General features: G+C 47.1%; 23 protein-coding genes. 4 read left to right on the top strand and 19 right to left on the bottom strand.

The window, feature by feature from the left end:
• Positions 1–173 precede the first annotated feature (173 nt).
• Positions 174–887, top strand: coding sequence for a hypothetical protein (locus AC1DM9_RS11065; RefSeq protein WP_477511196.1), 714 nt, complete (start codon positions 174–176; stop codon positions 885–887).
• Positions 888–1,100: 213 nt separating this feature from the next.
• Complete coding sequence (locus AC1DM9_RS11060) at positions 1,101–2,141, top strand: YkvI family membrane protein (protein WP_076270049.1); 1,041 nt, start codon at positions 1,101–1,103, stop codon at positions 2,139–2,141.
• A 24-nt stretch (positions 2,142–2,165) separates the two neighbouring features.
• Here AC1DM9_RS11060 and AC1DM9_RS11055 read toward each other — a convergent pair whose 3' ends face one another.
• From AC1DM9_RS11055 to AC1DM9_RS11045, 3 genes are read right to left on the bottom strand one after another with little or no spacing between them, the layout of a single operon-like run.
• Complete coding sequence (locus AC1DM9_RS11055) at positions 2,166–5,486, bottom strand: AAA family ATPase (RefSeq protein ID WP_477579967.1); 3,321 nt, start codon at positions 5,484–5,486, stop codon at positions 2,166–2,168.
• 55 nt (positions 5,487–5,541) lie between these two features.
• Positions 5,542–6,828, bottom strand: coding sequence for a metallophosphoesterase family protein (locus AC1DM9_RS11050; protein ID WP_477511198.1), 1,287 nt, complete (start codon positions 6,826–6,828; stop codon positions 5,542–5,544).
• Positions 6,829–6,860: 32 nt separating this feature from the next.
• Positions 6,861–7,988: a glycosyltransferase family 4 protein gene (locus AC1DM9_RS11045; protein WP_339208561.1), complete on the bottom strand. Its 1,128-nt coding sequence runs from the start codon at positions 7,986–7,988 to the stop codon at positions 6,861–6,863.
• A 123-nt stretch (positions 7,989–8,111) separates the two neighbouring features.
• Between AC1DM9_RS11045 and AC1DM9_RS11040 the strand changes: the two genes are divergently transcribed.
• Positions 8,112–9,284: a GGDEF domain-containing protein gene (locus AC1DM9_RS11040; protein ID WP_430061726.1), complete on the top strand. Its 1,173-nt coding sequence runs from the start codon at positions 8,112–8,114 to the stop codon at positions 9,282–9,284.
• A 164-nt stretch (positions 9,285–9,448) separates the two neighbouring features.
• Here the strand turns inward: AC1DM9_RS11040 and AC1DM9_RS11035 are convergent, their stop codons facing one another.
• From AC1DM9_RS11035 to nrdI, 11 genes are all read right to left on the bottom strand, one after another.
• On the bottom strand, positions 9,449–9,703 hold the full coding sequence (locus tag AC1DM9_RS11035; protein WP_076270054.1) for a DUF2164 domain-containing protein: 255 nt from the start codon (positions 9,701–9,703) through the stop codon (positions 9,449–9,451).
• 4 nt (positions 9,704–9,707) lie between these two features.
• Positions 9,708–10,499: a PhzF family phenazine biosynthesis protein gene (locus AC1DM9_RS11030; protein WP_477579964.1), complete on the bottom strand. Its 792-nt coding sequence runs from the start codon at positions 10,497–10,499 to the stop codon at positions 9,708–9,710.
• Positions 10,496–10,978 carry a hypothetical protein gene (locus AC1DM9_RS11025; RefSeq protein WP_477579962.1) on the bottom strand — a complete coding sequence of 161 codons (483 nt, stop codon included), beginning with the start codon at positions 10,976–10,978 and terminating at the stop codon, positions 10,496–10,498. The genes AC1DM9_RS11030 and AC1DM9_RS11025 overlap by 4 nt, the downstream gene beginning before the upstream one ends.
• A 127-nt stretch (positions 10,979–11,105) precedes the next feature.
• Positions 11,106–11,558, bottom strand: coding sequence for a GyrI-like domain-containing protein (locus AC1DM9_RS11020; protein ID WP_076270056.1), 453 nt, complete (start codon positions 11,556–11,558; stop codon positions 11,106–11,108).
• 134 nt (positions 11,559–11,692) lie between these two features.
• The gene (gene hprK / locus AC1DM9_RS11015) at positions 11,693–12,601 is read right to left on the bottom strand and encodes an HPr(Ser) kinase/phosphatase (protein ID WP_441909840.1); all 909 of its coding nucleotides are present in this window, start codon (positions 12,599–12,601) and stop codon (positions 11,693–11,695) included.
• 42 nt (positions 12,602–12,643) lie between these two features.
• On the bottom strand, positions 12,644–13,426 hold the full coding sequence (locus AC1DM9_RS11010) for an ABC transporter permease (RefSeq protein ID WP_076270058.1): 783 nt from the start codon (positions 13,424–13,426) through the stop codon (positions 12,644–12,646).
• A gap of 5 nt (positions 13,427–13,431) precedes the next feature.
• Entirely contained in the window at positions 13,432–14,235 is an 804-nt protein-coding gene (locus tag AC1DM9_RS11005; protein WP_477579960.1) for an ABC transporter permease, read from the bottom strand.
• Complete coding sequence (locus AC1DM9_RS11000) at positions 14,235–15,212, bottom strand: ABC transporter ATP-binding protein (protein WP_477579958.1); 978 nt, start codon at positions 15,210–15,212, stop codon at positions 14,235–14,237. The genes AC1DM9_RS11005 and AC1DM9_RS11000 overlap by 1 nt, the downstream gene beginning before the upstream one ends.
• Before the next feature lie 157 nt (positions 15,213–15,369).
• The gene (gene nrdF, locus AC1DM9_RS10995; protein ID WP_076270061.1) at positions 15,370–16,326 is read right to left on the bottom strand and encodes a class 1b ribonucleoside-diphosphate reductase subunit beta; all 957 of its coding nucleotides are present in this window, start codon (positions 16,324–16,326) and stop codon (positions 15,370–15,372) included.
• Positions 16,327–16,468: 142 nt separating this feature from the next.
• The gene (nrdE, locus tag AC1DM9_RS10990) at positions 16,469–18,553 is read right to left on the bottom strand and encodes a class 1b ribonucleoside-diphosphate reductase subunit alpha (protein WP_076270062.1); all 2,085 of its coding nucleotides are present in this window, start codon (positions 18,551–18,553) and stop codon (positions 16,469–16,471) included.
• Complete coding sequence (gene nrdI / locus AC1DM9_RS10985; RefSeq protein ID WP_076270063.1) at positions 18,540–18,899, bottom strand: class Ib ribonucleoside-diphosphate reductase assembly flavoprotein NrdI; 360 nt, start codon at positions 18,897–18,899, stop codon at positions 18,540–18,542. The genes nrdE and nrdI overlap by 14 nt, the downstream gene beginning before the upstream one ends.
• 265 nt (positions 18,900–19,164) lie before the next feature.
• Here nrdI and AC1DM9_RS10980 point away from each other — a divergent pair, with 265 nt between their 5' ends.
• Complete coding sequence (locus tag AC1DM9_RS10980) at positions 19,165–19,398, top strand: hypothetical protein (protein ID WP_477579956.1); 234 nt, start codon at positions 19,165–19,167, stop codon at positions 19,396–19,398.
• A gap of 706 nt (positions 19,399–20,104) precedes the next feature.
• Here the strand turns inward: AC1DM9_RS10980 and AC1DM9_RS10975 are convergent.
• Genes AC1DM9_RS10975 through nadD form a run of 5 tightly spaced genes read right to left on the bottom strand, consistent with a single transcriptional unit; the run spans position 20,105 to position 23,325 of the window.
• The gene (locus AC1DM9_RS10975) at positions 20,105–20,872 is read right to left on the bottom strand and encodes a class I SAM-dependent DNA methyltransferase (RefSeq protein WP_076270065.1); all 768 of its coding nucleotides are present in this window, start codon (positions 20,870–20,872) and stop codon (positions 20,105–20,107) included.
• Positions 20,869–21,825: a CvfB family protein gene (locus tag AC1DM9_RS10970; protein ID WP_339208547.1), complete on the bottom strand. Its 957-nt coding sequence runs from the start codon at positions 21,823–21,825 to the stop codon at positions 20,869–20,871. Before AC1DM9_RS10970 ends, AC1DM9_RS10975 begins: the two co-directional genes overlap by 4 nt.
• Entirely contained in the window at positions 21,822–22,169 is a 348-nt protein-coding gene (rsfS, locus tag AC1DM9_RS10965) for a ribosome silencing factor (RefSeq protein WP_054027809.1), read from the bottom strand. The genes AC1DM9_RS10970 and rsfS overlap by 4 nt, the downstream gene beginning before the upstream one ends.
• Before the next feature lie 21 nt (positions 22,170–22,190).
• Positions 22,191–22,745: a bis(5'-nucleosyl)-tetraphosphatase (symmetrical) YqeK gene (yqeK, locus tag AC1DM9_RS10960; protein WP_477579954.1), complete on the bottom strand. Its 555-nt coding sequence runs from the start codon at positions 22,743–22,745 to the stop codon at positions 22,191–22,193.
• Positions 22,735–23,325: a nicotinate-nucleotide adenylyltransferase gene (nadD, locus tag AC1DM9_RS10955; RefSeq protein WP_477579952.1), complete on the bottom strand. Its 591-nt coding sequence runs from the start codon at positions 23,323–23,325 to the stop codon at positions 22,735–22,737. Before nadD ends, yqeK begins: the two co-directional genes overlap by 11 nt.
• Positions 23,326–23,334 lie beyond the last annotated feature (9 nt).

Raw genomic sequence — 23,334 nt, 5'->3', positions numbered from 1 at the left:
AAAATCAAGCGAATTCGAGCGAGAAATTTCATATCTACAGTAAAATAGAGAAACTTTTACCACATTTTACACGTCTAATTTAATAACATAACTTTTGAACGAATTTAGCAGCACATTTATAAATATGGTTCATTATACCGATGATATTTCCTATAGGGAAAGGAGTGAAAACCTTGAAAACCAATCGATTATTTACGAAAAAAGCGGCTATGGTCGCGGCAACTTCAACGCTTGCTTTATTGCTTGCCAGCTGCCAGAGCGCATCGACAACCACGCCTGATACTTACACGGATGACACAGCTCCTCTTCTGACCAAACAGACGAGCAAGCCTAACAGCCCTCAGAACTCTTACTCTGAGCTAACGGAAAATGAGATTCAAATGGACGAGCCTCATATGAACAAGGTGGATACGAGCAGCAATACAAACGCTGAAACCTCAGCAGTCAGCAAGTCAGAGAATCCCAAAGCGCCGGTAAAAACCGAAAGTGAGGATGCATTGTGGCAAGCAGACGCGCCTCTTCTCCATGGCGTAGCAATTGGCGATACCCATGCTTCTGTTGTTAAGCAGTTTGGCAATCCGCAAGACAGCTACAAGCTTGAGGAAGAGACGGATCCTGTTACCGTGCTTGAATATGACGGATTTGCAGTTGGAATCAATGCTAAGAAAAAAACACAATTTATAGAGCTTTTTGAAAAAAACATTCAAGCTGGCCTAAGCGGCCTGCAAATCGGCGACAATCCGGAAGCTGCACTGCTTGCACTCGGCAAGCCTGAGAAGCAAACCGCATATTTGCTCACTTACAAAGCAAACAAAGCGCTGCTTAAGCTGGATCTTGATCCCGAGCATAATGAAATCATTTCCATTAAGCTTCTCGCTACCAGCTAGACAGAATTTAACATGCGTAACTAATGTAAAGAGCAAACCAAGGCTGCCATTGAATGAAATACACCACAGCACTACCGCCGCTGCTAGAATGAAGGCCCTCTCTGCTTCTAAATATCCCGTAGAAATTCGTAATATTTTGAAAAAAGTCATGCCTGTCCCCGTTTGGACATACCTTCTAATTATAGAGGGTTTTCGAACGGAGGACGGTAGACGATGTGGAAACGTACTGGGAAAGTATTGCAAATCGCTTCAACTTACATGGGGACAATCGTGGGGGCCGGTTTTGCCACCGGCCAAGAAATACTTCAGTTTTTTACCCGCTTCGGTTACTGGGGTACGGTCACGATTGTTATATCTACCATTTTGTTCATTTGGCTAGGCACCAAGATGATGCTCATTGCAAGTGAAATTAGAGCAAAGTCGTACGAAGACTTAAATAAAGCATTGTTCGGCGACAAATATGGACGACTTATCAGCCACTTCATGTTAGTCGTACTCCTTGGCGTAACCGCTGTTATGCTCGCAGGTGCCGGCACCATCTTTTATGAGCATTGGAATATTTCTTATCAATCAGGTCTGCTTATTACGATTGCCGCTTGTTATTTTTTGCTCCGCAAAGGAATGAATGCTATTCTGACGGTCAATGCGATCGTCGTCCCTGTTATGCTGCTGTTCACTGTACTCATCATAATCAATACATTTCAAACGCCAGGCGCAGACAAGTTCATTACTTTATCAAGCGACCATTCCATCTGGGCCGCTTGGGCTTCACCTTTTTTATATACCGCCTTCAACCTCTCAATGTCGCAAGCTGTGCTTGTACCGCTGGGAGCAGAAATTCGTGACCGCAAGGTCATTATTGCTGGCTCATGGGTCGGAGGAATCGGAATTGGGTTCATGCTGCTGGCTGGTCACATCGCGCTTTCCGTTCATATGCCAGGCATTCAACAATTCGCAATACCGATGGGCGGGATTGCTAGGCAGCTAGGGCCTAGCGTACAGTTTATTTACGTTTTCATTATTTTCGCTGAAATCTTCACGACACTCATTGCAGACATTTACGGCCTCACCCTTCAGCTTCATGAGCGTTTGAAATGGGCTCGGAGCTTGATTGTACTACTTATCCTCGCGATTTGTTATGTAGCCAGCCAAATCGGATTTGGTCCGCTTCTATCCACTCTTTATCCGTTATTCGGCTTGGTCAGCTTGGGCTGGCTCATCTTAATTATCCGCAAACGTGTTATTACTCATTAGAGAGCAGCTGGCTGCTATAAATCATCATATTTGTACGAGTAACGCACCCTCGCAATGCTCGAGCATTGCGTCTCGAACATGCTCATGACAAGTCATAACTATCATTTGCCTTTCACTCGATAAGGATGCGAGCAGCTTGGTTACTGCATGCAGCCTGCCTTTGTCGAAATTAACAAACACATCATCCAGCATAAGAGGAAGCTTCGCTCCACTTGTTGCTTCCTCCGCCAAAGCAAGGCGCATCGCCAAATAAACCTGCTCCGCTGTTCCTCTGCTTAACATTCCGCTGTCGATGAGACGGTGCTCCGCTGTTTCCAGCCTGATTCCCGGTTCTCCTGGCGTTGTAAGTACTCGAATATATTTTCCACCTGTCAGCTCCATCATAAAGCGCGATGCATTGCGAAGCACGACAGGCTGACGCTCTTCTTCATAAACACGTTTAGTTCGGCTAATTAATGCTGCACTAATAGAAAGAACCGCATACCGCTCTGCATCCTTCTCGATCTGGGCAACCGTCATCGCTTTATCAGAAAGCAGCCTTTGATGCTCCGCTTCCTGCAGAAGATGGTCTAGCGACTGCCGCACTCTCCCCCGCTTTTCAAGCTGTTCCTGCTTTTGCCGCTCCAGCTCTTTCAGCTCCGTCTGCGACTCCAAATGCAGCTGCTGCAGCTGCTCTTCATCGTAGCAGCCAAATAAATGCTCGAGCTCGGAAATTCTCTCCGCTGACATGCCAGCCGTTATTTCCAACGCAAGCTTCGACAACTCAAGCTCAAGCGCCGTCCATATGCTATGATGCGAAATAGCCAGCTCATATTGGGCTTCACTTGATAGACCAGCCGCTTCCACTGCAATCAACACTTGGCTCTCTAGCTCAAGCTGCCGGGATTCAGCAGCCTGCTGCGACATGCGCAGCTCATCGCGGCGCGCAATAATAGCGCGCGCTTCTTGTTTGGCTGCAGCATGGCGGCGAATTTCGGCATGCAGCAGGCGCAGCGCGAGGGCTGGGTCAGCAGCCGCTGCTGCGGCCGCTTCCTTGAAATGCCCGCACAGTTCAGCTGCTTGCGCAGCGAAAGCAGCCAGCTGTTTGCCTGCGGCGGCTTGTTTCGCCGACAGCCGGTCATAATGCTGCAGCCGCTGCAAAGCTTGCTCGGCAAGCTCGAATGCTTCGAGCGCAGCGGCCGGCGACATTCCCGCCGGCAGTGAGCGAGCTGCAAGCCAGTCAGCCCACTGATGGGCGATGGCTTGCCTTGCTTGTGCAGCAGCGGCGGCAGCCTCGCTGCGTCCTGCAGCGTGCGCGCGCAGCCGCTCTAGGCGGCGGGCGAGCTCGCTGCTATGGTCGATGAGGCGCTCGCTGCGCTGCAGCGCCTCGAGACGGGCTTCGACTGCGGCGCGCAGCTGTGTGCGCGCTTGTTCCGCAGCGAGCAGATGCTCTGGCGAGCTGTAATGCTTTGCCGCAAGCAGGGCAGCCGCTGCCTCTTGCGGATTATGTACAATCATCTCTAAAGCTTGATGCACTCGTTTTTCTCGTTCATTAAGTTCCGTGCCAGTGAGCACGGCTGCACCGCCGCGCCCTCGCGAACGCCCGCGTCCACGCAGCTGATCGCTGCTCTCGCCTGCTGCTGCATTCCCAGCGCCGCGACTCCGCAGCAGCGCCACAACAACAAACGCAAGCGCCGTTCCCGCCAGCGCCAGCGCAGCAATACCTGCACCGCGCCCTGCTCCGCCAAGCGCGGCAGCTCCAAGCGCCAGCGCGGCTCCGCCCGCTCCTGCCGCAGCAGCCCACCAAGGGCCGGCTCCGCCTCGGCCCGAAGCTGCCGCGCCGCGGCCAGCCGACTCGCTATCGCTTGCGGCTGCAGCGGCTCCGGCAGAGCGCGCGCGCTCGAGCTCCCACTCGCGCAGCGCGCTATCGAGGGCGTTCCACGCCCCTTTCAGCGCATCTCGCGTGCGCGGCAGCACCTCAAATCCGGTGCCGCCCTCCTGCTCGCTGCGCTCCTTCTCCCGTGCGGCGGCTGACCTCGCCTCCTCCAAAGCGATAGACGCTTCCTGCTCCTGCTGCTTAAGCGTCTCAAGCTCAGCCGCGAATCGCTCCTCTCCTCGCGCGTGCTCCAGCTCCTGCTGCCTAGCGCTGCGCACAAAGTCACGATCGGCTATCGTAACGTGAAGCTCCCTCAGCTGACGCTCTGTCCATTCCGGCGCGATGCTGGTAACGAGCCTCGCAATCATCTCATCATGCTCGCGCAGCTCTGATTCCAGCTCTATGCTGTCCTGCTTCAGCTGGCGCATACTCTCAGCTGCCTGAAGCAGAGCTTCCGTCTCATCTCCAATACGGAGAAGCTGCTCATCATAACTTATCGCTTCAAGCTGCAGCTCCATTAGCAGCGCTTTCTGCCTTTGCTTCTCAGCTTCTTCGCGCAGCTCAGCTCTTTGCCTTTGCAGCTCGTCCCATTCCTTCTCCGCATGCGGCGAGAGCTCTGCAGCGTAAGCGACTTGCTCGCGCTCAATCATCAGCTGCTGCTTGCGAATCCACAATGGCCTAGTGGTGCAAGCTTTATGAAGCAGCATTTGCCTTGCTTCTTTTGCTGGCAGCTCCAATTCCAGCTGTTGCAAGAATGCATCCAGCTGGCCCGTCTGCTGCGTCAACTGATTATAGGAGACAATGGCATCTGCGCGCTTCCGAAGCTGAGCATCTATTTGCTCAAGCGTTTTCAAATGTTGATTAATTTGTTGATTAGCTCCGCGAGGCTTAAAGAGAAGATCCATCTCCTGTGCTAAACGCTTCTCAGCTGCTGCTATCGATTTTCCGTTGTCCCACCCTGCTTGATACAAATATTGTCCAAGCTCTTCTCCCGACAATGCGCCGATTTCTTGCAGTTCAGTCAGCGTAATAGCGAACAACTGTCGATACAATTTTTCGCTAATGCCTCCTAGAAACTGCCGTTCCCATTCCGTTTGTGTGAGCGCTGCTTCTTCGAGAGATTTATCTGCTGCAGCAATGACGCTAATGAATGGATCATTTAACAATTCGTCATTGCCAGCTGCATGGCTTAGAGCGCGCAGCTTAAGCTTGCCTAATCCGTCAGCCGCATATCGCTCAACCACGTATGCTTCATCTTCTGCACTTTGAAAAAACATCCGACCGCCATGCTTGCCGCCATTCACCGGTTCTTGCCGCTCATTCGACTGTCCGCGTTTGGCAAAACCAAAAAGCATCGATCGGATAAAGCCGAACATCGTGCTTTTTCCCGCTTCATTTGGACCATATACGATAATGACCGCCGCATCGAGCGGTATTTGCTTCCTATATAGCTGTCCGAAACCGTCAATTTCAGCCTTCAAAAGCTTCATGCTTCCTGTCATCTCCTATAGGCTTTTGCAGATACAAGCTGCACTCGCCCTATCATCATCCGCCACGTTCATGATCATGAAGCAAACCAAGCGTCAGCTCGCGCGCTTGCTCTAGCCATCGCTCGGGAGGCTCGTCCCAATGATTAAACATAAGTCTGCCAAGCTTCGCATGCCCTGCTGCCGGGCTCACAGCATTTTTGGCAAAATCCTGCCATAACTTCTCATCCTCCGTTAATGCTGCGCTAAATCGAACGAGCTCTCCGGTAAAGCTGTCTTCCACCGCCAGCTCCTCCCAGTTGATCGCAGCCCCTGTATTCACCTCTAGCCCATGCACGAAGATCCATGGTTCAGCTGATGATATCGCCCTGCCTTCCTGCAATTGCTCAAGCAGCGTTCGAACAATCGCTGGCTCCGAGAGCTTCTGATGCAGCAGCCCGCGACCTGTCAAACAAAGTCGAAGCATAACCGAGCGGCCTTCCGCTTCAGCTAATATTCTGTCAATTAAACCTTCCAATTGCTGCAAAAGCTCCTGTTCTGTACTCAGCTCAGAGATGGAGCAGTCATACTCGTGCCACCTGACTTCATCCAGCGGCATAAAGGTCAGCTCTACCGCTCTTGCAGCGGTTACCTCCACCAAGTAACAGCCCTTTGCTCCTACTTCACGCGGATTTCTTCCTTGTGTGTTGCCTGCGTATACGACATGAGGGTATTCATGCAGCACCCTTCGTTTATGGATATGGCCTAGCGCCCAATAATCGAAGCCCTTGCCACCGATCAGCTCGCTCAGCGAGCATGGAGCATACGGGTCATGCGTTCCATCGCCATCAACATTTCCGTGCAGCAGCGCGATATGAAAGGGCGCTTCCTGCTGTATTTGATAAGCCGCAGCTATATTTTCCGAGACGACGCGTTTTCCGTATGACCTTCCGTAAACAAATGCAGCCAGCTCACCGTTAGTACGGTAAGCCGGCCGATATTCCATTTGATCCGCTCCAAATATATGCACGTTTGCCGGCAGTTCTAAGTCTGCTCGCTCGCCATTTAACGGGTCGTGATTTCCATGGATTACATATACGGATATTCCATGCTCCTGCAGCTTTTGCCACTCTCGTACGAGCATAAGCTGTGCTCTGAGCGAACGGTCTGCTTCATCGAACAAATCGCCAGCCAGCACGATAAAATCTACCTGCTCGCGAATGGCGGTCTGCGTTAGCTGACGCAGCGCTGCAAAGGTGGACTCGCTGAGCACCTCTCGCACCTGATCCGGAGCCTTCGCAAGCCCTCGGAAAGGGCTGTCTAAATGCAAATCTGCTGCATGGATAAATCGAAAAGGTACCGACATTTTATAACCGCCTATTCCGATAGAATGAGCCGTTATTCCGGCTTCATATGAATATAAACTTTTTTCAGCTGTGCAATCACTCGTTGAAGTGAATATACCTTTTTGGCTTTATCTGAACCAGACCTTGCCAGATGATAGCGATAAGTGGGATCGGTTACGACCTTCTCCAGCGCATCAGCAAGAGCTGTCGCATCTTCCGGCGGTACTAACAATCCATTAACGCCATCTTCGATTTGCTCGGCAATGCCTCCTACATTCGTGCCGACAAGCGCAAGCGAGCATAAAGCAGCTTCTGCGAACACAGAGCCGAAGGCCTCAGCGCGAGAAGGCAATACAAATACATCAAAAAACGGCATAAACTCTTCCGGATGCAGCATATAGCCGTAAAAGATAATATCATCATACAAATCAAGCTCAACTGCTAATGCTTCAAGCTCCTCGCGAATCGGTCCATCGCCAATGATATGAAGAACAAACGGATGACCCTTTTGCTTAAGCTCTGCACATGCGCGCAGCAGAACATCAAGTCCTTTGGCAGGGACGAGCCTGCACACCGTAATGAGCTGCGTTACCGCATTCTCATGGGATATCGGTTTAAATCGTTTCTCGTCAAAACCATTTGGAATAACCTTTATTTTCTCTGGATGCTTGATATGAGGAGCGATATAGGTACGGAAGGACTCGGAAACGGTCAGCAATTGATCCGCCTTCGCCTCCAGCTCGCCATAAAGACTCATAAGAAACCGGTGTTCAGGTCCGCCCTCTTTAATCTTGCCGTTTAGAATAAGCTCCCGTTCATAGCTGGAATGGATCGTCATCGCAAGCGGAGTATCTGGAAATAGCTGCTTCATGACAAGTCCAGCAATCGGATGATGCGCATGTATAATATCGTATGGTTTTTTGATCCGCATCTTTGTCCACCATACGTAATCTTTATACGTTTGAATATATTTATCGACCATTACATTTCCGCTGTAGATCGTATGATCAAAGGTTTCGAATGTCACTTCTTCCTGCCCTTTGCTTCTTACCCGCTTAGGCAGAGAGAACAATTCCATTTGCCAACCAAACTTAATGAATCTATCTTGAATATACGGGATCATGGAAGAAACTCCGCCCGGCTGCTCCGGTGGAAAAAATAACGCTTGTAAAATATTCATGTGTCCCATCCTTTCAACGTAAAACATGTATTCCAACTATTCGTTCACCGTAAAACATGATATATTAGAACATATGTTTCTGTAAAGCTATTGAAACTAATACTAGATAACGGTGGGTAACTCATGACTCTTACACAATGGCTTTCAGGCCCAAATGGACAACTGCTCTCTTCATCGGCGGTCATCGTCATTCTGATCTTAATGCTCTTCATGTCGGTTCGGCTTTATGTAAGCTACCGCAACAAACGAATTTATCGCTTGCTCATTACAGCCATCCCAATCATTATTATTAAGCAATGCCTGCTCGTCGTGCTTGCTTATCCAGGCTGGTCATTATCACCATTTCTACATTTAGCCTTTACCATACTTCAAATCCTATCTTTTATTATTATAAACTTTGTTTTCATGAAATTATATACTCATCGAACGGCACAGCTTAAAGTCATTCCCTTTATCATTATGAGTATGATGACATTCGTTATTGCAGGCATACAATTTGCGATTATGCCCAATTCGATGGACACGGTCGTTCATGCGCAAGCTTTTACATACCCGGCACTCGATTTCTATGGATTAATCGTTATTTTCATGATTATGCTTGATACGAGAAGCGCCCACATGAGCTCCAAATATTACGCGAGCTTAATCGTGTTTTTTGCAAGCGAGCTTGCTAGGCTGTCGAATGCCTATGTATTTCATGGCTCATTGACTTGGTTGCTGACGATTAGCCAGCTGCTGCCGATTGTGTATTATACCCTATTGTTTATCCTCTTGTTCGAGTGGGTAATCGAGAGGTTGATGTTTACCTATCAATCGTCTATTATGGATGGCTTGACTGGATTGTATAATCGGCGCCATTTCTCTTCGAAGGCGGAGCAGCTGCTTCAGAGCAACAAGCCGATGGCTATTATTTTTTGCGATATCGACAACTTCAAGAAATTGAATGATACCCATGGCCACCATAAAGCCGATGGCGTACTGAAGCAGGTTTCCGAGATTATTAAGGAAGAATCGAGCGGCATCGGATCAGCGGGCCGTTATGGCGGAGAAGAGCTGCTAAGCTGCATTAGCACGGAGCGCGTAAAACCTGAAATTGTAGCTGAATCCATTCGGCGCAGAGTCGAGCAGGAAACGATGGTTACAATAAGTGTCGGCTTCAGCACCTCCAAAGAAAGCAAGGCTGTTCAAGAAATGATTAAGCAGGCTGACGAAGCGATGTACTATTCCAAAACGACGGGCAAAAATAAAGTAACCCCGTTCAAATCATCAGCTGCTTCCAAAAAATCAAAAGCATAAACAATGAAAAGGCACTGATCATAAGGCGTTTAGCCTTGATGGTCAGTGCCTTTTTTTTGTTTGCTTCTGAGAAAAGCGTAAGTACTCAATATTCGTCATATGCTTACAATTTTCAATAGCTGTCCTGCCTTCTCGCTGTACCTAACAGCTGCCAAGCCCTATCGTTATCGCTTTGCCGCAGTTGGCTTCTCTAATGAATAAAGCTCGTCTTCCAGCGTTTGCATCCGCTCAAGCACCGTTTGGCGAGCATCTTTAATCGCATGATTGTAAACATGCGGCCCAACCGCTTGTATCATAAAATCAAGCAGCTGCTCCGCCGCAATCGATCCCAGCGTCTCCGAACGCTCCAGCTCGAAATACTGCTGAATGCTAGCAATCAACTGCTCCTTCTGCTCTTTTGGCAGCTTCAACATTAACATATTATTAACCCTCCAGTTGTCCTCTCAGAATGGTCACTGCTTGTCCTTGCAAATACACTCGCTCGCCTTCCGGTCTTACCTTCACAATCCCTCCGCGCTCCGATGCCTGATAGCCAGTTAACTCCTGCTTGCGGAGCCTCTTCGCCCAATATGGCGCGAGCGCGCAGTGGGCCGATCCCGTTACGGGGTCTTCATCGATCCCTGTACCAGGAAAAAAAGCCCGAGATACAAAGTCATACGCAGCATCTGTTGAACGGCTTGTAACGATAATTCCGCGGGCGCTCAGACGGGCAAGCATCCCAAAGTCAGGCCGCAGCGTACGCAGTGTATCCTCACTGTCTACCTCTACAAAGTAGTCCATTCGATTGCGGCCAACATATCTCGGAATGAGACCCAGACCCTGAATGAGCTCCTCAGGTGCAACAGCTGCTTCCGGTGGCTCGGAAGGGAAATTCATCTCCATCCAGTCCCCTTTATGCACAGCGGTCAATAACCCGCTTTTCGTCATAAATCGTGCCGTTTCGTGCTGTGGCAGTCTTCCTGTTTCCCATAATATATGTGCTGTAGCAAGTGTAGCATGTCCACACAAATCAATCTCAGCAATCGGTGTGAACCATCTTAACTCATAATGCTCTGCTCCCTGCTCAATAAATGCCGTCTCTGAGAGATTCATTTCCGCTGCCACCTGCTGCATCCAGCGTTCAGACTGAGGCTCGTCTACAATGCAAACGGCGGCAGGATTGCCATTGAATTTTTCATTCGTAAATGCATCTACAATATATAACGCATAATTCATTTTTCCAACATTCCTTTCTTACTCCATGTCACGCCAAACAACGATAGTACAGCGCCATATAAGAGATGACCAAGCAACCACCAAATCAGAGCTTGTACATCGCTAGTCGCTGGAGTACGCTCTGAGAGCTGTGTAAGTGGAATCCACGTACAGCATGCGACTGCTATACTCATGCCAAGGCTTAGTCCTATCGGAGCTCTCCAAAGCGACAACAGGGATAAATAAATAATACCGAGTGGAAGCGCAACAACCATATGAAGGATAAATTCAAGCGTCTCCGTTCGTTTATAAGGCAGCCATTCTATGAAATCAATATTAAGAAGCAATACATATACCGCTGATCCGGTAAGGTGCTCAAGCAGCTTCATCGTAAAGCCTAACACGATTCCACTCACAGCACCAGCCGCAATACCAGCAATAACTAGCTTGCTGACATACTGCAGAAACGAGCGCTTATTCCCATCTCTCATAGCTGACATTTGAAATCCTCTTCTCTGAATCTGTTTCAATCCCAAACAAAAAAGTGCTTGCTGTCACAAAATGATCCGGCTCGAATGTTATCCATTCCATACTCCGATTCGTTTGTGTGCAAGCACTTCATATAGGTTATCCTTTGAGCGGAATAAGCAGCTCTACCGGCTCTTCCTCCAAATGATGCTCGTCAATATAAAACAACTCCAGCGATACGGCGTTTTCTTGCTTCTCTAGCCGCAACTCATTTATCCAAGCATGAAGCTGCTCGTACCCTTCGCCGATTCTTTTATTGGAGCAAGCGACCATCGCATAACGATGTTCAGGAATCGTGAATTGTACCATACCAGGAGGCAATTCCTCCAGATGCTGGACTTCATAACAAGCCCAGTAGGTAGCAAACACTTCATTGCCGAAGTACGGACTGTACAATACGGTCGATTTTGTTGCATCATTCAACTCGTGCTTGCGTGTCAAAAACTCGGTCTGCAGCCGAATCGCTTCATCCGGAAAGGATGAATATGGACCGCAGTAGCTGATACCCGCCAAATGAAGCGCAGGTTTTGTTACGATTGAGCAGTTTTCCACGCGATTTCCTCCTTCGAATCTGTCAGGACTTGTGCGCTAGGATGAGCTTTCTCTGCCCATAGTGTAACATGATTTGCAAGTATTTGGATAGTCGTTTGCATGTTAATCCTTTATCGGGATTATTGACAAAGCCGCTAGCCTTGCTCCAGCCGTTTCATAAATTCTTCTACCGCACTATAGCCTTGCTGCTTTAAGTACCAATTATTCGCGGCTGCCTCAATTAAACCTGCAACGTCTCTGCCCGGCTGCACTTGGATTTCAATATGAGGAATTTTCACACCCATATAATCTGTAAATTTGGTTTCCAGCTCTAAATCATTATTGAGTTCATTATCACGCCACTTCGTTAATTCAATATCGAGTACAATTCTCGTCTCGTCTTGAAACGCCTGTCTGCCATACAATCTCACAACATTAATAAGACCAATGCTGCGCAGAGCTAGAAACTCCTTTGTTTTCTCATTATGCGTGCCAAGCAGCGTTTGTGAACTCAGCTTTTTTAGTACAACGATATCATCAGCAACTAACCTAGAGCCCCGTTTGATGAGCGTATGGGCTGTTTCGCTTTTGCCAATGCCTGACTTGCCGCGCAGCAGCACGCCAATGCCAAGCACATTTAAGCAAATCCCATGAATCGATATTTCCGGAGCAAGCGTTTTGAGCAGATAAGCATCCAGCATGCCAAGCAATTGCACCGTTGGAAGCTTCGTTCGCAGCAAAGGAATACCTTCTTGATCGCAATATTTGGTCAAATATTTTAGACCTTCCTGACCCGCAGTAACTACAAAGCAAGGCGGATGATATTTAACAATATTGCCAATATGATGATTTCGTTCTTCTTCACTTAATGAGTGCAGGTATGTAATTTCCTTCCTGCCCAAAATTTGAACATGCTCCTGTGGGAAAAAATCGTAATATCCAACAAATTCAAGTCCTGGTCGATAGGCTCTTGCTTTAGCAATCTGTCGATCGAGCTTATCGGCTCCTGCTAATATTTCTAATGATAATTGCGCTGCTAATTCCCGTACCGCTATTGATTTCATAACATTACGCTCCTTTGCTGTTATCATAAAGTGCTGTTCATATTAAGAGCCTGTCGAGCGATAATGACGAACACCGATGTTCCATACAAGCAGACAAGGCAAAATAAAGAGGATGCCAGCTATTGGCGAAATCATATAGAGCAGTTCATTCCCAGAGGTTCTGTCTAACAAGTAGAGCAAAGGCAAATAATTGACACTTCCGAAAGGGATGACGAACGTAAAAAAACGAGTCACCCATTTCTTATAAATACTTAACGGATACTGGGCCATCTCTCGCCCTCCATCCGTAAATATATTTGCAATCTCAAGACCTTGAACCGTCCAAAAACACATCGTTGCAGCGAGTATAAAGATACCAGAGAAAACAAAGACACCGCTTAAAATCATAAAAATAAGAGTTATTGTTTTAAGCAATGTCCACTCGATCGTAAGCTCACTTAAAGCCCACGTCAAGATGATTACGCTTTGCAGCAGCCGTCCCACACGTGAAAATTCGAATTTCGAGCCGAGTACCTGAAGCACGGTACTGCGCGGCCGAACCAGCAGACGGTCAAAATCTCCGTTAACGACCAACGTAGAGAACGAATCAAAACCGCGTGCAAAACATTCACTAATCGCAAATGACATATGAATAATAGAAAAGCATAACGCTACTTCTTGAAAATTCCAACCCTCAATTTGGCCAAATCGCTCAAACATGAAATATAATCCAGCAAAAACAGAAAATGGGACAAAAAATTGACCTAAGGAGAGCAGCCAAAATGAGGTAAGGTACTGCGTTTGCGACTTAAACATGATCAAAATATATTTACCGAACAATCTCATATGGGTTACCCTCCATTCACCACAACTCTACGTAATGCTTTTGCCATTGCCAGCCTGCCTAAGCCCACTAGTACAACAAACCAAAGCAGTTGAACACCGATGCCGATGAGCGCTTCTTCCTTAGCAATATGTCCCGAGTAAACTCGAAATGGGAAATCCGCTGTCCATCGAAACGGCAGCACATATACAATGTTTTGCAGCCATGAGGGCATAAGAGGCACGGGTATAACCATGCCTGCCAGAAATTCGCCGATTACACCAAACATGAGCAGCGAACCAGCCGGTGAAAGCGTAACGAACACGGATATGTACATCAACATAGAAAGGGCAACAATCATAAGCAGTCCAAGCAATAATGCAACGATAAACAAAACAAAGGCTGCTGGATCTTCTGGCAGCGGCATCCGGTAAGGCTCTGGCAGAAAAAAAGCTACTATCAAAACAGGGATACTTTTTAGAATGGCACTCGAGAGCCGCTGTGCAATAAGCTTGGCATACCATAATCCGTATATGCCGCTAGGTCTGCAAAGCTCATAAGCAATATTGCCTGTCGTTATAAGTCCGAATAACTCATTGTCACGGAACCACAACATAACGAACGAAAGAAAAGCCTGCTGCAGCCATACATATGTGATAAGCTGCTTCAATGAAATTGGAGGCGGAGTCGTTGTCCCGCTATAAAACGCCTCAAACACCATAATGATAATGAAACCCCAAAAAAATTGAGTCGCAACTCCCGCCAGCGCTGCGGTACGGTATTGCAATCCGTATGTGAGACGCAGCTTAAATACCGAAATATACGCTTTCATTATATTTGATGCTCCTTATACAGCTGAACGATCATATCTTCAATAGGCAAGGTATCAATCGTGACATCGAGAAGCTCCACCTGCTCAGACAGACGGATGAGCACATCGCTTATGACAACCTGAGCTGTATCGACGCTTAGCACAGCACGCTCAGGCGACCATTCTACAACGACAGCACCAGCAATCTCAAGCGGCTCAGCCCGGTGGCTGTATACGACGGTTATCGTTTTTTGTGTTCCAAACTGGCTGCGTATCGCACTTAGGCTGCCATCATAAAGCAGCTTTCCTTTGCCAATAAGAATAATCCGGTTCGCCAGCGCTTCAATATCATTCATGTCATGAGTGGTCAAAATGATCGTAACGCCCTTCTCTTCATTTATCGTCTTAATGAAGCGGCGCACAGCGATTTTGGATACGGCATCGAGGCCAATTGTGGGCTCATCCAGAAATAGTACACTTGGGCTGTGCAGCAGGGAAGCCGCAATTTCGCAGCGCATCCTTTGTCCAAGACTAAGCTGTCTTACTGGCATCTGAATAATTTCCTGCAGCTCAAGCGTTTCTGTAAGCAATGCTAATGTGCTTTGATACTCCTGCACTGGCACCTTATAAATATCCCGCAGCAGATCAAAGGAATCGATGACTGGCACGTCCCACCACAGCTGAGAACGCTGACCGAAAACAACACCAATATGCTTCACATACGCGACCCGATCCTTCCACGGCGTATAACCCATAACCGTACATGTACCGCTGTCTGGCACAAGAATGCCGCTCATCACTTTAATGGTCGTTGACTTGCCCGCCCCGTTAGGTCCGATGTACCCTACAATTTCACCCGGCTCAATCGTGAATGAAATATCGTTAAGCGCTTCCACAACTTTGTATTCCCTTTTGAATAATGCCTTTACTGCTTGCTTAACGCCTGAAGAGCGTTTAGCAACCTGATACGATTTACTTATCCCATGAACTGTAATCACTATTTTTTACCTCCGCGCAAGTTTTGAGAGGGAAATACTAACATCGAAAGAATAATGTGTCAATTGTTTCCTCAATAAAAAAATCAAAAATCGCTCTTTTTCTGCCTAGAAGGCTGAATAAAGAGCGACTCGTATGTTGCATTTAAATTAAGTTTTATTAGAAGTTGAAAACAAAATCATCATCATTAAGCGGCTCAACGTGAATTGTACGTACGTAGCCATTACCTTTTTTGGAGAAGAAATCATGCTGCTTCGTATGGGTACTGATACCATTGAACACGATTGGGTTTACCGCTTCCTCAGGGAAATGCGGCTCCATACCAAGATTCATAAGCGCTTTGTTCGCATTGTAGCGGACGTATACATTTACTTCCTCAGCAAGGCCAAGCGGCGCATAAAGATGCTCTGTATACACAATCTCATTCTCGTATAGCTCGTTAAGCAATGCATAAATTTCGATTTCCAGCTGTGCTTGCTCCTCAGGGCTAAACGTTTGGAACAACTCTTGTGCTAGAACGCCAACGTACAAGCCATGGATGCTCTCGTCACGCAAAATCAAATCGATAATTTCGCCGCTGCTCGTCATTTTACCTTGTCCAGCCAAGTAAAGCGGATAGAAGAATCCGCTATAGAACAAGTAGCTCTCCAGGAATACAGAAGCAGCCATCGCTTTGTAAAGCTCTTTCGGGCCAGTGATGTTCGAATACCAAGAAGAAATCAAGTTTGCTTTCTTCTGAAGCTGTTCGTTCTGCTCAACCCACAGGAAAATTTCGTCGATCTCTTCGCCAGAAGCAAGTGTAGTGAAGATGCTGCTGTACGATTTGGCATGGATTTGCTCCATCATCGACATAAATGACAATACTGCTTTGCGCTGCAAGCCATCAACATGCTCCAAAATCTTCGGCATGCCGACGCCGCCTTGAATCGTATCAAGCAAAGTCAGACCGCCGAGCACGTTTTTGTACAGCGTGCGCTCCGCGTCCGTCATTTCCATCCAGTCCATTTTATCATCTGATAACGGAATTTCTTCATCCGTCCAAAATTGCATTACATTTTGCTGCCAGAATGTTAACGTGAAATCGTCATCTGGGCGGTTCCAGTTTACTGCTTTCATTTGGTGAGCTCCTTCTTTGCTACGTAAGCGTCATTTAAATAGTACTCAAGCGTAAACGGCTATGCCGTCTTTTAGAGGCATAGCTTTCGTTTCGCGGAGAAATATAAGAAAAGTATATGAAAAACATATACTTTCTTATATTTTAAACTGCGCAGCTCGTGCATTCCTCAACGGAAAGCCGCTTCGTTCTTGTGTAATAAAGCGATTTAAGACCTTTTTGAGCAGCATAAACATAGAAGCGCGCCAGCTCACGAGTCGTCACATTACTGTTAACATGCAGTACAGTCGAAATACCTTGGTCAATATGCTGTCCGATCTCTGCAATAAGATCAATCAGCTTGAACTGATCAATGTTGTAAGCCGATTTGTAGTAGAAGTAATTTTCCTGCGCCAAATAAGGCATTGGATAATAAGTAGTTGAGTTTGCATACGTACGTGTTTCGATATGCTCAACAATCGGCATTACGCTTGAAGTCGCATTTTGGATATACGAAATGCTTTGTGTAGGCGCAATCGCCAGACGATAAGCATGGTACAAGCCGTGTTCTTGGACTTTTACTTTAAGTGCAGCCCAGTCCTCAGGTGATGGAATTTCCATACCGTCGAACAATTCCTTCACGCGGTCTGTTTTTGGACGGTAATCATTTTCCACATAACGAGTGAAGTATGTGCCCTTCGCATACTCCGAACGGTCGAAGTCTTTGAAAGTAATCCCGCGCTCTTTGGCGATTTCCATGCTTTGCTCAATGGAGTAGTAGTTCATCATCATAAAGAATACGCCGGCAAAATCTTTCGCTTCTTCACTTTCGTAAGCGATTTTGTTTTTCGCAAGGTATCCATTCAGATTCATCGCGCCAAGTCCTACGGAGTGAAGCTCCTCATTCGCTTTTCGAACGCCTGGTGCATTGTCGATATTGGACAAATCACTAACCGTCGTCAAAGCTTCGATACCAACATGTACCGATTCCTTCACCTTTTTGTGCTCCATTACGTTAACAATATTAAGGGAAGCAAGGTTGCAGCTAATATCACGGTTAATGACATCCTCGTAGCCGTAATCCTTAATTTCCGATGTCTCCTGAAGCTGGAATATTTCTGTGCACAGGTTGGACATTTTGATAGAGCCGATATCCTTCAAAGCGTGAACGCTGTTAGCATTCGATTTGTTCATAATATATGGGTAGCCAGATTCTAGTTGAATCGAAGCGATTTTTGTCAACATGTCGCGTGCGTTCATTACTTTTTTCTTCGTTACCAGCTCATTAGCCAGCAGCTCTTCGTACATCTCGTCCATATCCATATCGTCGAGATGCTTGCCGTATGCCTTCTGAACGGAATGTGGACCGAACACGAATAGCGGTTTGTTTTGAGCAGCTAGCTCATAAAATTTATTCGGAATAATTAGGCCGATCGAAAGAGTTTTAATACGTGCTTTTTCGTCTGCGTTAATTTTTTTGCAATCAAGGAATTCGATAATATCCCAGCCGAAAATATTGTAGTAGCCTGCACCAGAACCTTTGCGTTGTCCCATTTGGTCTGCGTAGGAGAAAGCATCCTCCATAAGCTTCAGCACCGGCATAATGCCTTTTGCTGCGCCCTCTACGCCTTTAATAGGCTCACCGCGTCCACGAAGCTTCGATAGGTTGACGGCTACGCCACCACCGATTTTGGAGAGCTGCATACATGTGCCGAGTACATAGTTGATGGAGTTAAGAGAGTCGTCCATTTCTAGCAGGAAGCAGGAAACCATTTCTCCGCGGCGGCTCTTGCCTGCGTTGAGGAAGGTAGGGGTAGCTGGCTGCAAACGTTGGTCAATCATCGCTTCCGCAATTCGAAGTGCTCTAGCTGCATCGCCTTCGCCCAAATGCAAGGCAACGATGGCTACACGATCGGAATATTGCTCCAAGTATTGCGATTTATTGTTGGTCTTCATCGCGTAGTCCTTATAGAACTTCGATGCAGCCATGTAGGATTGGAATTCAAAGCCGCTGTTTGCCGTTAGTGTAAATACAGCTTCAACCTGCTCATATGTATACTTTTCGTATACATTATCGTAATAATCGTTTTCGATTAAGTATTCTAGCTTATGTTTGAGGGAGTCGAACTTCACGCTCTTCTCAGCCACTTCTTCCATAAATGCAGCGACAGCCTCTTTATCTTTATCAAGCTGGTAAAATCCGTCTGCACCGCGCTGCATCAATTCGTTATTCAATTCAATATGCTTCAATGGTTCGCACCCTTTCGACAAAATGTTGCGTATCTTGATTCGTACCTGACAATTCAAACTTCAAAATCACTGGAACATCGTACATTTGTGAGATCGTATCCGCGCTTTTTGCGAACCCGGTTCCCCAGTTGCGGTTGCCGCTCGCAGAAACGCCGCGGAGCATGCCAGAGTTGCTTTCTAGAAACGAAGTTACCTTCTCTGGAACTTGGCCGAACCCTGTTGTGTATGTTACTAGCACGAACGGCTCGTCAACTTCTTCCCTCTCATCAATCGGCACCGCCCGCATATTCAATTTTTTGATGAAACGCTTGACGTTGCCTGTTTTGGAATCATAGACGACTAGCATAACACGTTCGCTCCCTTACTGTAATCAAGCAATTAAAAAGCGCTTCTGACTAGCAATTCCGTCAGCTGCGCTTGTTCAAGATATACCGCTGGTAATCGTTGAAGGCACCAATCCACATCAATATGTAGTTGATGTTTTTGATTCTACATCAATATATAGGAGTAGTCAATGAAAATTATGGAGAAAATATTAATCTATTTTTTTGGCGCACTCGACTATTTTAACAGATGAGGATATGATGTGATAGTGACATTTTATTGCTATTTTGGGGGTCCTGAAAATCGTAAACACAACTGCAGAACAAATAAGAGCATTGCTAGAAAAACTGTTCAAAGATGCCGGATATACAGTGCCGGAGCTGCTTGAATACATCGAAAAACTTGAAAAAGATCAAGATCTAATGGCCGAAACAATCAAGAAAATGAAGCTTGAATCGATACGAAAAGCATCTGCTTCCGCAGGCATGAATAGCCGATTAAAAGATGCGCTTCGGGAATAATCGGATATACGAGTCACAAGATCTAGATATATACAAGCGAATAATTCAAGAAATCGATAGCACTTCTCGTTCACCAAAACGCTGTTGATAAAATTTTACAATCAGAATACTTTTCGTCAAACTTCGACACTCACACTAGATATAGATGTCGATTGCAATGTTTCTACTTCGACATTGCAATCGACATCTATACAGACCAACTCATACTTCGATCCTACTCTTTAAGCACATATCTGTGCTTAACCACCACAAACCAGGGTTGCTTTTCCTTTATAAGCGCATATGTGTTCTTACAGAGAACTTTCGAGCATACTCTCACCACGATCCCACTCTGTAAGCACGTATGTGTTCTTACAGACCACAAACCAGAGTTACTTTTCCCCTATAAGCGCATATTTGTTCTTACAGCGAACTTTCGAGCGTGATCTCACGACGATTCCACTCATTAAGCACATATGTGTGCTTAACCACCACAAACCAGGGTTGCTTTTCCTCTATAAGCGCATAAGTGTTCTTACAGCGAACTTCCAAGCGTACTCTCATGACGATTCCACTCTATAAGCACGTATAGGTACTAACGCACCACAGTCTCCTATTGTCGTCTCTTATATAGCGACGTTTTCTGCGAATAGCCGGACAGATCAAAAAAGGGTTTCCCATAAAGTCTAGTTAGACTCTATGAGACACCCATCTCTAGTGGATCATATTATTTGATTGCTGCGAAGAACAAACGCTCTGACTCGCTGTCAGCTGGCTTCAGCTCAAAATCTGCGTAACGGTCAACCGTTTTAAAGCCCGCACGGTACAGAGCTGACTCGATCCAGTCTGGATCGTAAGCGCGCTGCACATGTGATTCTTCAAACCGATAAAACTTTGAATCGCGGTCACGCGAGAATATCGTTAGGTTATGCTCAATCTCGCAGCGCTCCTCTTCAAAGTCGCATGTCCATATATAGGCTACATCACGCTCATCAAGCACAAAGGGCTGTTCTTCCGCATAACGAATGAGCTGCTTTGGCGGATGCATATCGAATAAAAAGGAACCGCCGCTGCGAAGGCCAGCATAGGTAGCGCGGAAAGCCGCCTCAATATCCTCTTCCTCCGTCAAGTAGTTCAAGCAATCACAAAATGAAATGACCGCATCAACGGGCTCTTGCAGCTCCCATTCACGCATGTCCTGCTGCAGCCACCGAATCGAACCGGAGCGCGGTCTCGTAACCGCCTGAGGCGTCTCATCCCACTTGCTGCGCGCGACGGTAAGCATGTCCGATGACAAATCAATTCCATACACATGGAAACCCGAGCGTGCTAACGGAATCGAGATGCTCCCTGTACCGCAACCAAGATCTACGACAGTAGCAGGCATGCCATAGCGCGACCAGCCGGCCCTTGCGAAGCCCAGCCATTCTGCATAGGGCATATCCTCCATCAGCTGATCATAGACAGTAGCGAACTGTCCATAAGAGCGTGTCATTGCCCGTCAGCTCCTTCAGCTGAGGAGCCTGAAGCGTTCGCTTGCTCTCCTGCTTGCTCCGTCGTCGCATCAGACGGTTCAGCCAAATAAGTCCAGCTGCCTTTCTGAGTGACAAGCCTTTCTCTCATCAGCTTGCCTAAAGCGCGTTTGAATGCACCTTTGCTAATCCCGAATTTTTGTTTAATAATGTCGGCATCTGTCTGATCAGAGTATGGCATTCCGCCGCCTGGTCGTTCTTTAATGAAGGCAAGCAGTCGATCAGCATCCTCCAATCGTCCTACTTCCTTACGCTGCGCCATGGAGAGGTTAGCTCTGCCATCTTCACGAATGAAGGTTACACGAGCGCTTACACGCTCACCAAGTCTAAGCGGACGGATTCGTTCTGCGCTTGGAATAAGCCCATAAACGCCAAACCCTACAACACCGCCATCAATCATGACAAACGAGCCGAGCTGCAGCGTTTTTGTTACCCAGCCTTCAACCCATTGATTATTCCAGCTCTCAGGTGCATGGAAGACAAGCTCCGAGAGTTCCTCTTCAAAAGCAATTTTAGCTACGAGTCTTCCTATTTTGTCATGTTTCATCACAACAAATACTTCATCGCCAGGAAGAGGCCTGTATTCAATGCTCTCCGGCAGCTCCGAAAGCGGAAGCAGCAATTGTCTGCCAAGCCCCATTTCTAGGAAGCAGCCAAGCCTTGGATGAACGTCCGCTACTTTCAGGCGAGCAAGCTCACCTAGCTGGAGAAGCGGCTTCTTCATCGTAGCAGCCAATCGATCCTCGGAATCGTAAAAAATGAATACTTCCACTGCATCGCCGATTTTTGGCTTAGAGCCTACAAGCTCGGTATAATGCATGAGCACATCCGATTCTTCATCGCTCAAAAAATAGCCGTAGGGCGACACCTCGCGTGCCACCCTTAAAGTCAAAGTAGTTCCGGCTACAAAACTCATGCAAACTCCACAACCTTCGCATCGGACCATAGCCGCTCAATGTTGTAATATTCACGCTCATCGCGATGGAATACGTGAACGATAACGTCGCCGAGGTCAATCAGCACCCATCTTGCCGAATCCATACCTTCGATTCCGCGCACGCGATTGCCATTTTTCTCAGCTTGTTTCCGAATTTCTGTTGCGATAGCTTGTACTTGTGTATCCGAGTTACCGCTGCAAATGACGAAATAATCCGCCACCAAGGAAATTTCTTTTAAGTTCAAAGCAACAACGCGCACCGCTTTTTTGTCTTCTGCTGCTGCGACTGTGATTTGAAGCAATTGATCCGAATGTAACGCCATAGCTCAGCCTCCTGTTAAATATTATTCTAATAAACTATTTCTTGCTTCTAATGTTAGCGGAAATATTCGTTTTCCTTTTTCTAATAAGAAGGAAATTGTAGAGTTAAAGCCAGCAAGCAATGCTTGATCCAATGAATGCTCGCTAAGCTCGCGAATTTTGTCTACTCCTGGAAACTCTCGCCCTGGTTCCATATAATCGGCAAGGCAAACAATTTTCTCAAGTTTCGACATGCCGCGGCGACCAGATGTATGGTAGCGAATAGCATCCAGTACTTCGGTGTCCGCCACACCAAATTCATGTTCGGCTACCCACGCCCCAACGGGTGCATGCCATAATTCTTTATCATAAAGCAAAAGCTCTGCTGGCAATGCTTGATCGCGAATGACCTTCTGCATACGATCGACATTCCAGTACTTAGAAACATCATGCAAAATGGCAGCAAGCTCAGCTCGTACAGCATCTTCGCCAAACCTATTAGCTAATATGACCGCGGTTTCCATAACTCCCTGTGTATGCAGCCATCTTCGCTCAGGCATTTCCGCTTTTACTTTTTCGATCATTTGCTCACGATTCATACAGGTTGTACCTCCTCATGTAGCTATTCACCGAATCAGGCACTAAGTATTGAACAGACTGCCCAGCTTTCACCTTGCTCCTAATCACTGTTGAAGAAATCGCAATGGCAGGCATGTGGACCAAGCTGACCCGCTCCTGCAAATAAAACGGAAGTGCAGCGATATTGACCGGATTGCCTGGACGCTCTAATCCAATAAATGATATCCGAGCAGCTAGCTGCTCGATTTCATGCCACTTCGGCAGGTCGTTGATGCGATCTGAACCGATAATATAGGAAAAAGAATGGTTCGGATAACGTCCCTGCAGCTCTACGATCGTGTCGTAGGAATAGCTCACACCACCACGCTGCAATTCAACATCAAGCGCTCGAAAGGCCTTGTTGCTCTCGATAGCATCGCATACCATTTCGTAGCGCCGCTCTCCGCTAACGCCTGGCTCATTCGCCTTGAGCGGTGGTCCGTATGACGGGATAAACCACACCTCGTCCAAGCCGCTCTGCTCTCGTGCGGTTTCTGCAGCAATCAAATGACCGATATGGATGGGATCGAAGGTGCCGCCCATAATTCCTATCTTACTCACTTGTTGAAC

Source organism: Paenibacillus sp. 01T431 (assembly GCF_056398625.1).
This window is presented reverse-complemented; position numbering and strand designations above follow the sequence as displayed.

Coding starts and splice junctions, on each gene's coding strand:
- AC1DM9_RS11060 (WP_076270049.1), top strand. CDS start 1,101: ATGTGGAAACGTACTGGGAAAGTATTGCAAATCGCTTCAACTTACATG.
- AC1DM9_RS11055 (WP_477579967.1), bottom strand. CDS start 5,486: ATGAAGCTTTTGAAGGCTGAAATTGACGGTTTCGGACAGCTATATAGG.
- AC1DM9_RS11050 (WP_477511198.1), bottom strand. CDS start 6,828: ATGTCGGTACCTTTTCGATTTATCCATGCAGCAGATTTGCATTTAGAC.
- AC1DM9_RS11045 (WP_339208561.1), bottom strand. CDS start 7,988: ATGAATATTTTACAAGCGTTATTTTTTCCACCGGAGCAGCCGGGCGGA.
- AC1DM9_RS11040 (WP_430061726.1), top strand. CDS start 8,112: ATGACTCTTACACAATGGCTTTCAGGCCCAAATGGACAACTGCTCTCT.
- AC1DM9_RS11035 (WP_076270054.1), bottom strand. CDS start 9,703: ATGTTAATGTTGAAGCTGCCAAAAGAGCAGAAGGAGCAGTTGATTGCT.
- AC1DM9_RS11030 (WP_477579964.1), bottom strand. CDS start 10,499: ATGAATTATGCGTTATATATTGTAGATGCATTTACGAATGAAAAATTC.
- AC1DM9_RS11025 (WP_477579962.1), bottom strand. CDS start 10,978: ATGTCAGCTATGAGAGATGGGAATAAGCGCTCGTTTCTGCAGTATGTC.
- hprK (WP_441909840.1), bottom strand. CDS start 12,601: ATGAAATCAATAGCGGTACGGGAATTAGCAGCGCAATTATCATTAGAA.
- AC1DM9_RS11010 (WP_076270058.1), bottom strand. CDS start 13,426: ATGAGATTGTTCGGTAAATATATTTTGATCATGTTTAAGTCGCAAACG.
- AC1DM9_RS11005 (WP_477579960.1), bottom strand. CDS start 14,235: ATGAAAGCGTATATTTCGGTATTTAAGCTGCGTCTCACATACGGATTG.
- nrdF (WP_076270061.1), bottom strand. CDS start 16,326: ATGAAAGCAGTAAACTGGAACCGCCCAGATGACGATTTCACGTTAACA.
- nrdI (WP_076270063.1), bottom strand. CDS start 18,899: ATGCTAGTCGTCTATGATTCCAAAACAGGCAACGTCAAGCGTTTCATC.
- AC1DM9_RS10975 (WP_076270065.1), bottom strand. CDS start 20,872: ATGACACGCTCTTATGGACAGTTCGCTACTGTCTATGATCAGCTGATG.
- AC1DM9_RS10970 (WP_339208547.1), bottom strand. CDS start 21,825: ATGAGTTTTGTAGCCGGAACTACTTTGACTTTAAGGGTGGCACGCGAG.
- rsfS (WP_054027809.1), bottom strand. CDS start 22,169: ATGGCGTTACATTCGGATCAATTGCTTCAAATCACAGTCGCAGCAGCA.
- yqeK (WP_477579954.1), bottom strand. CDS start 22,745: ATGAATCGTGAGCAAATGATCGAAAAAGTAAAAGCGGAAATGCCTGAG.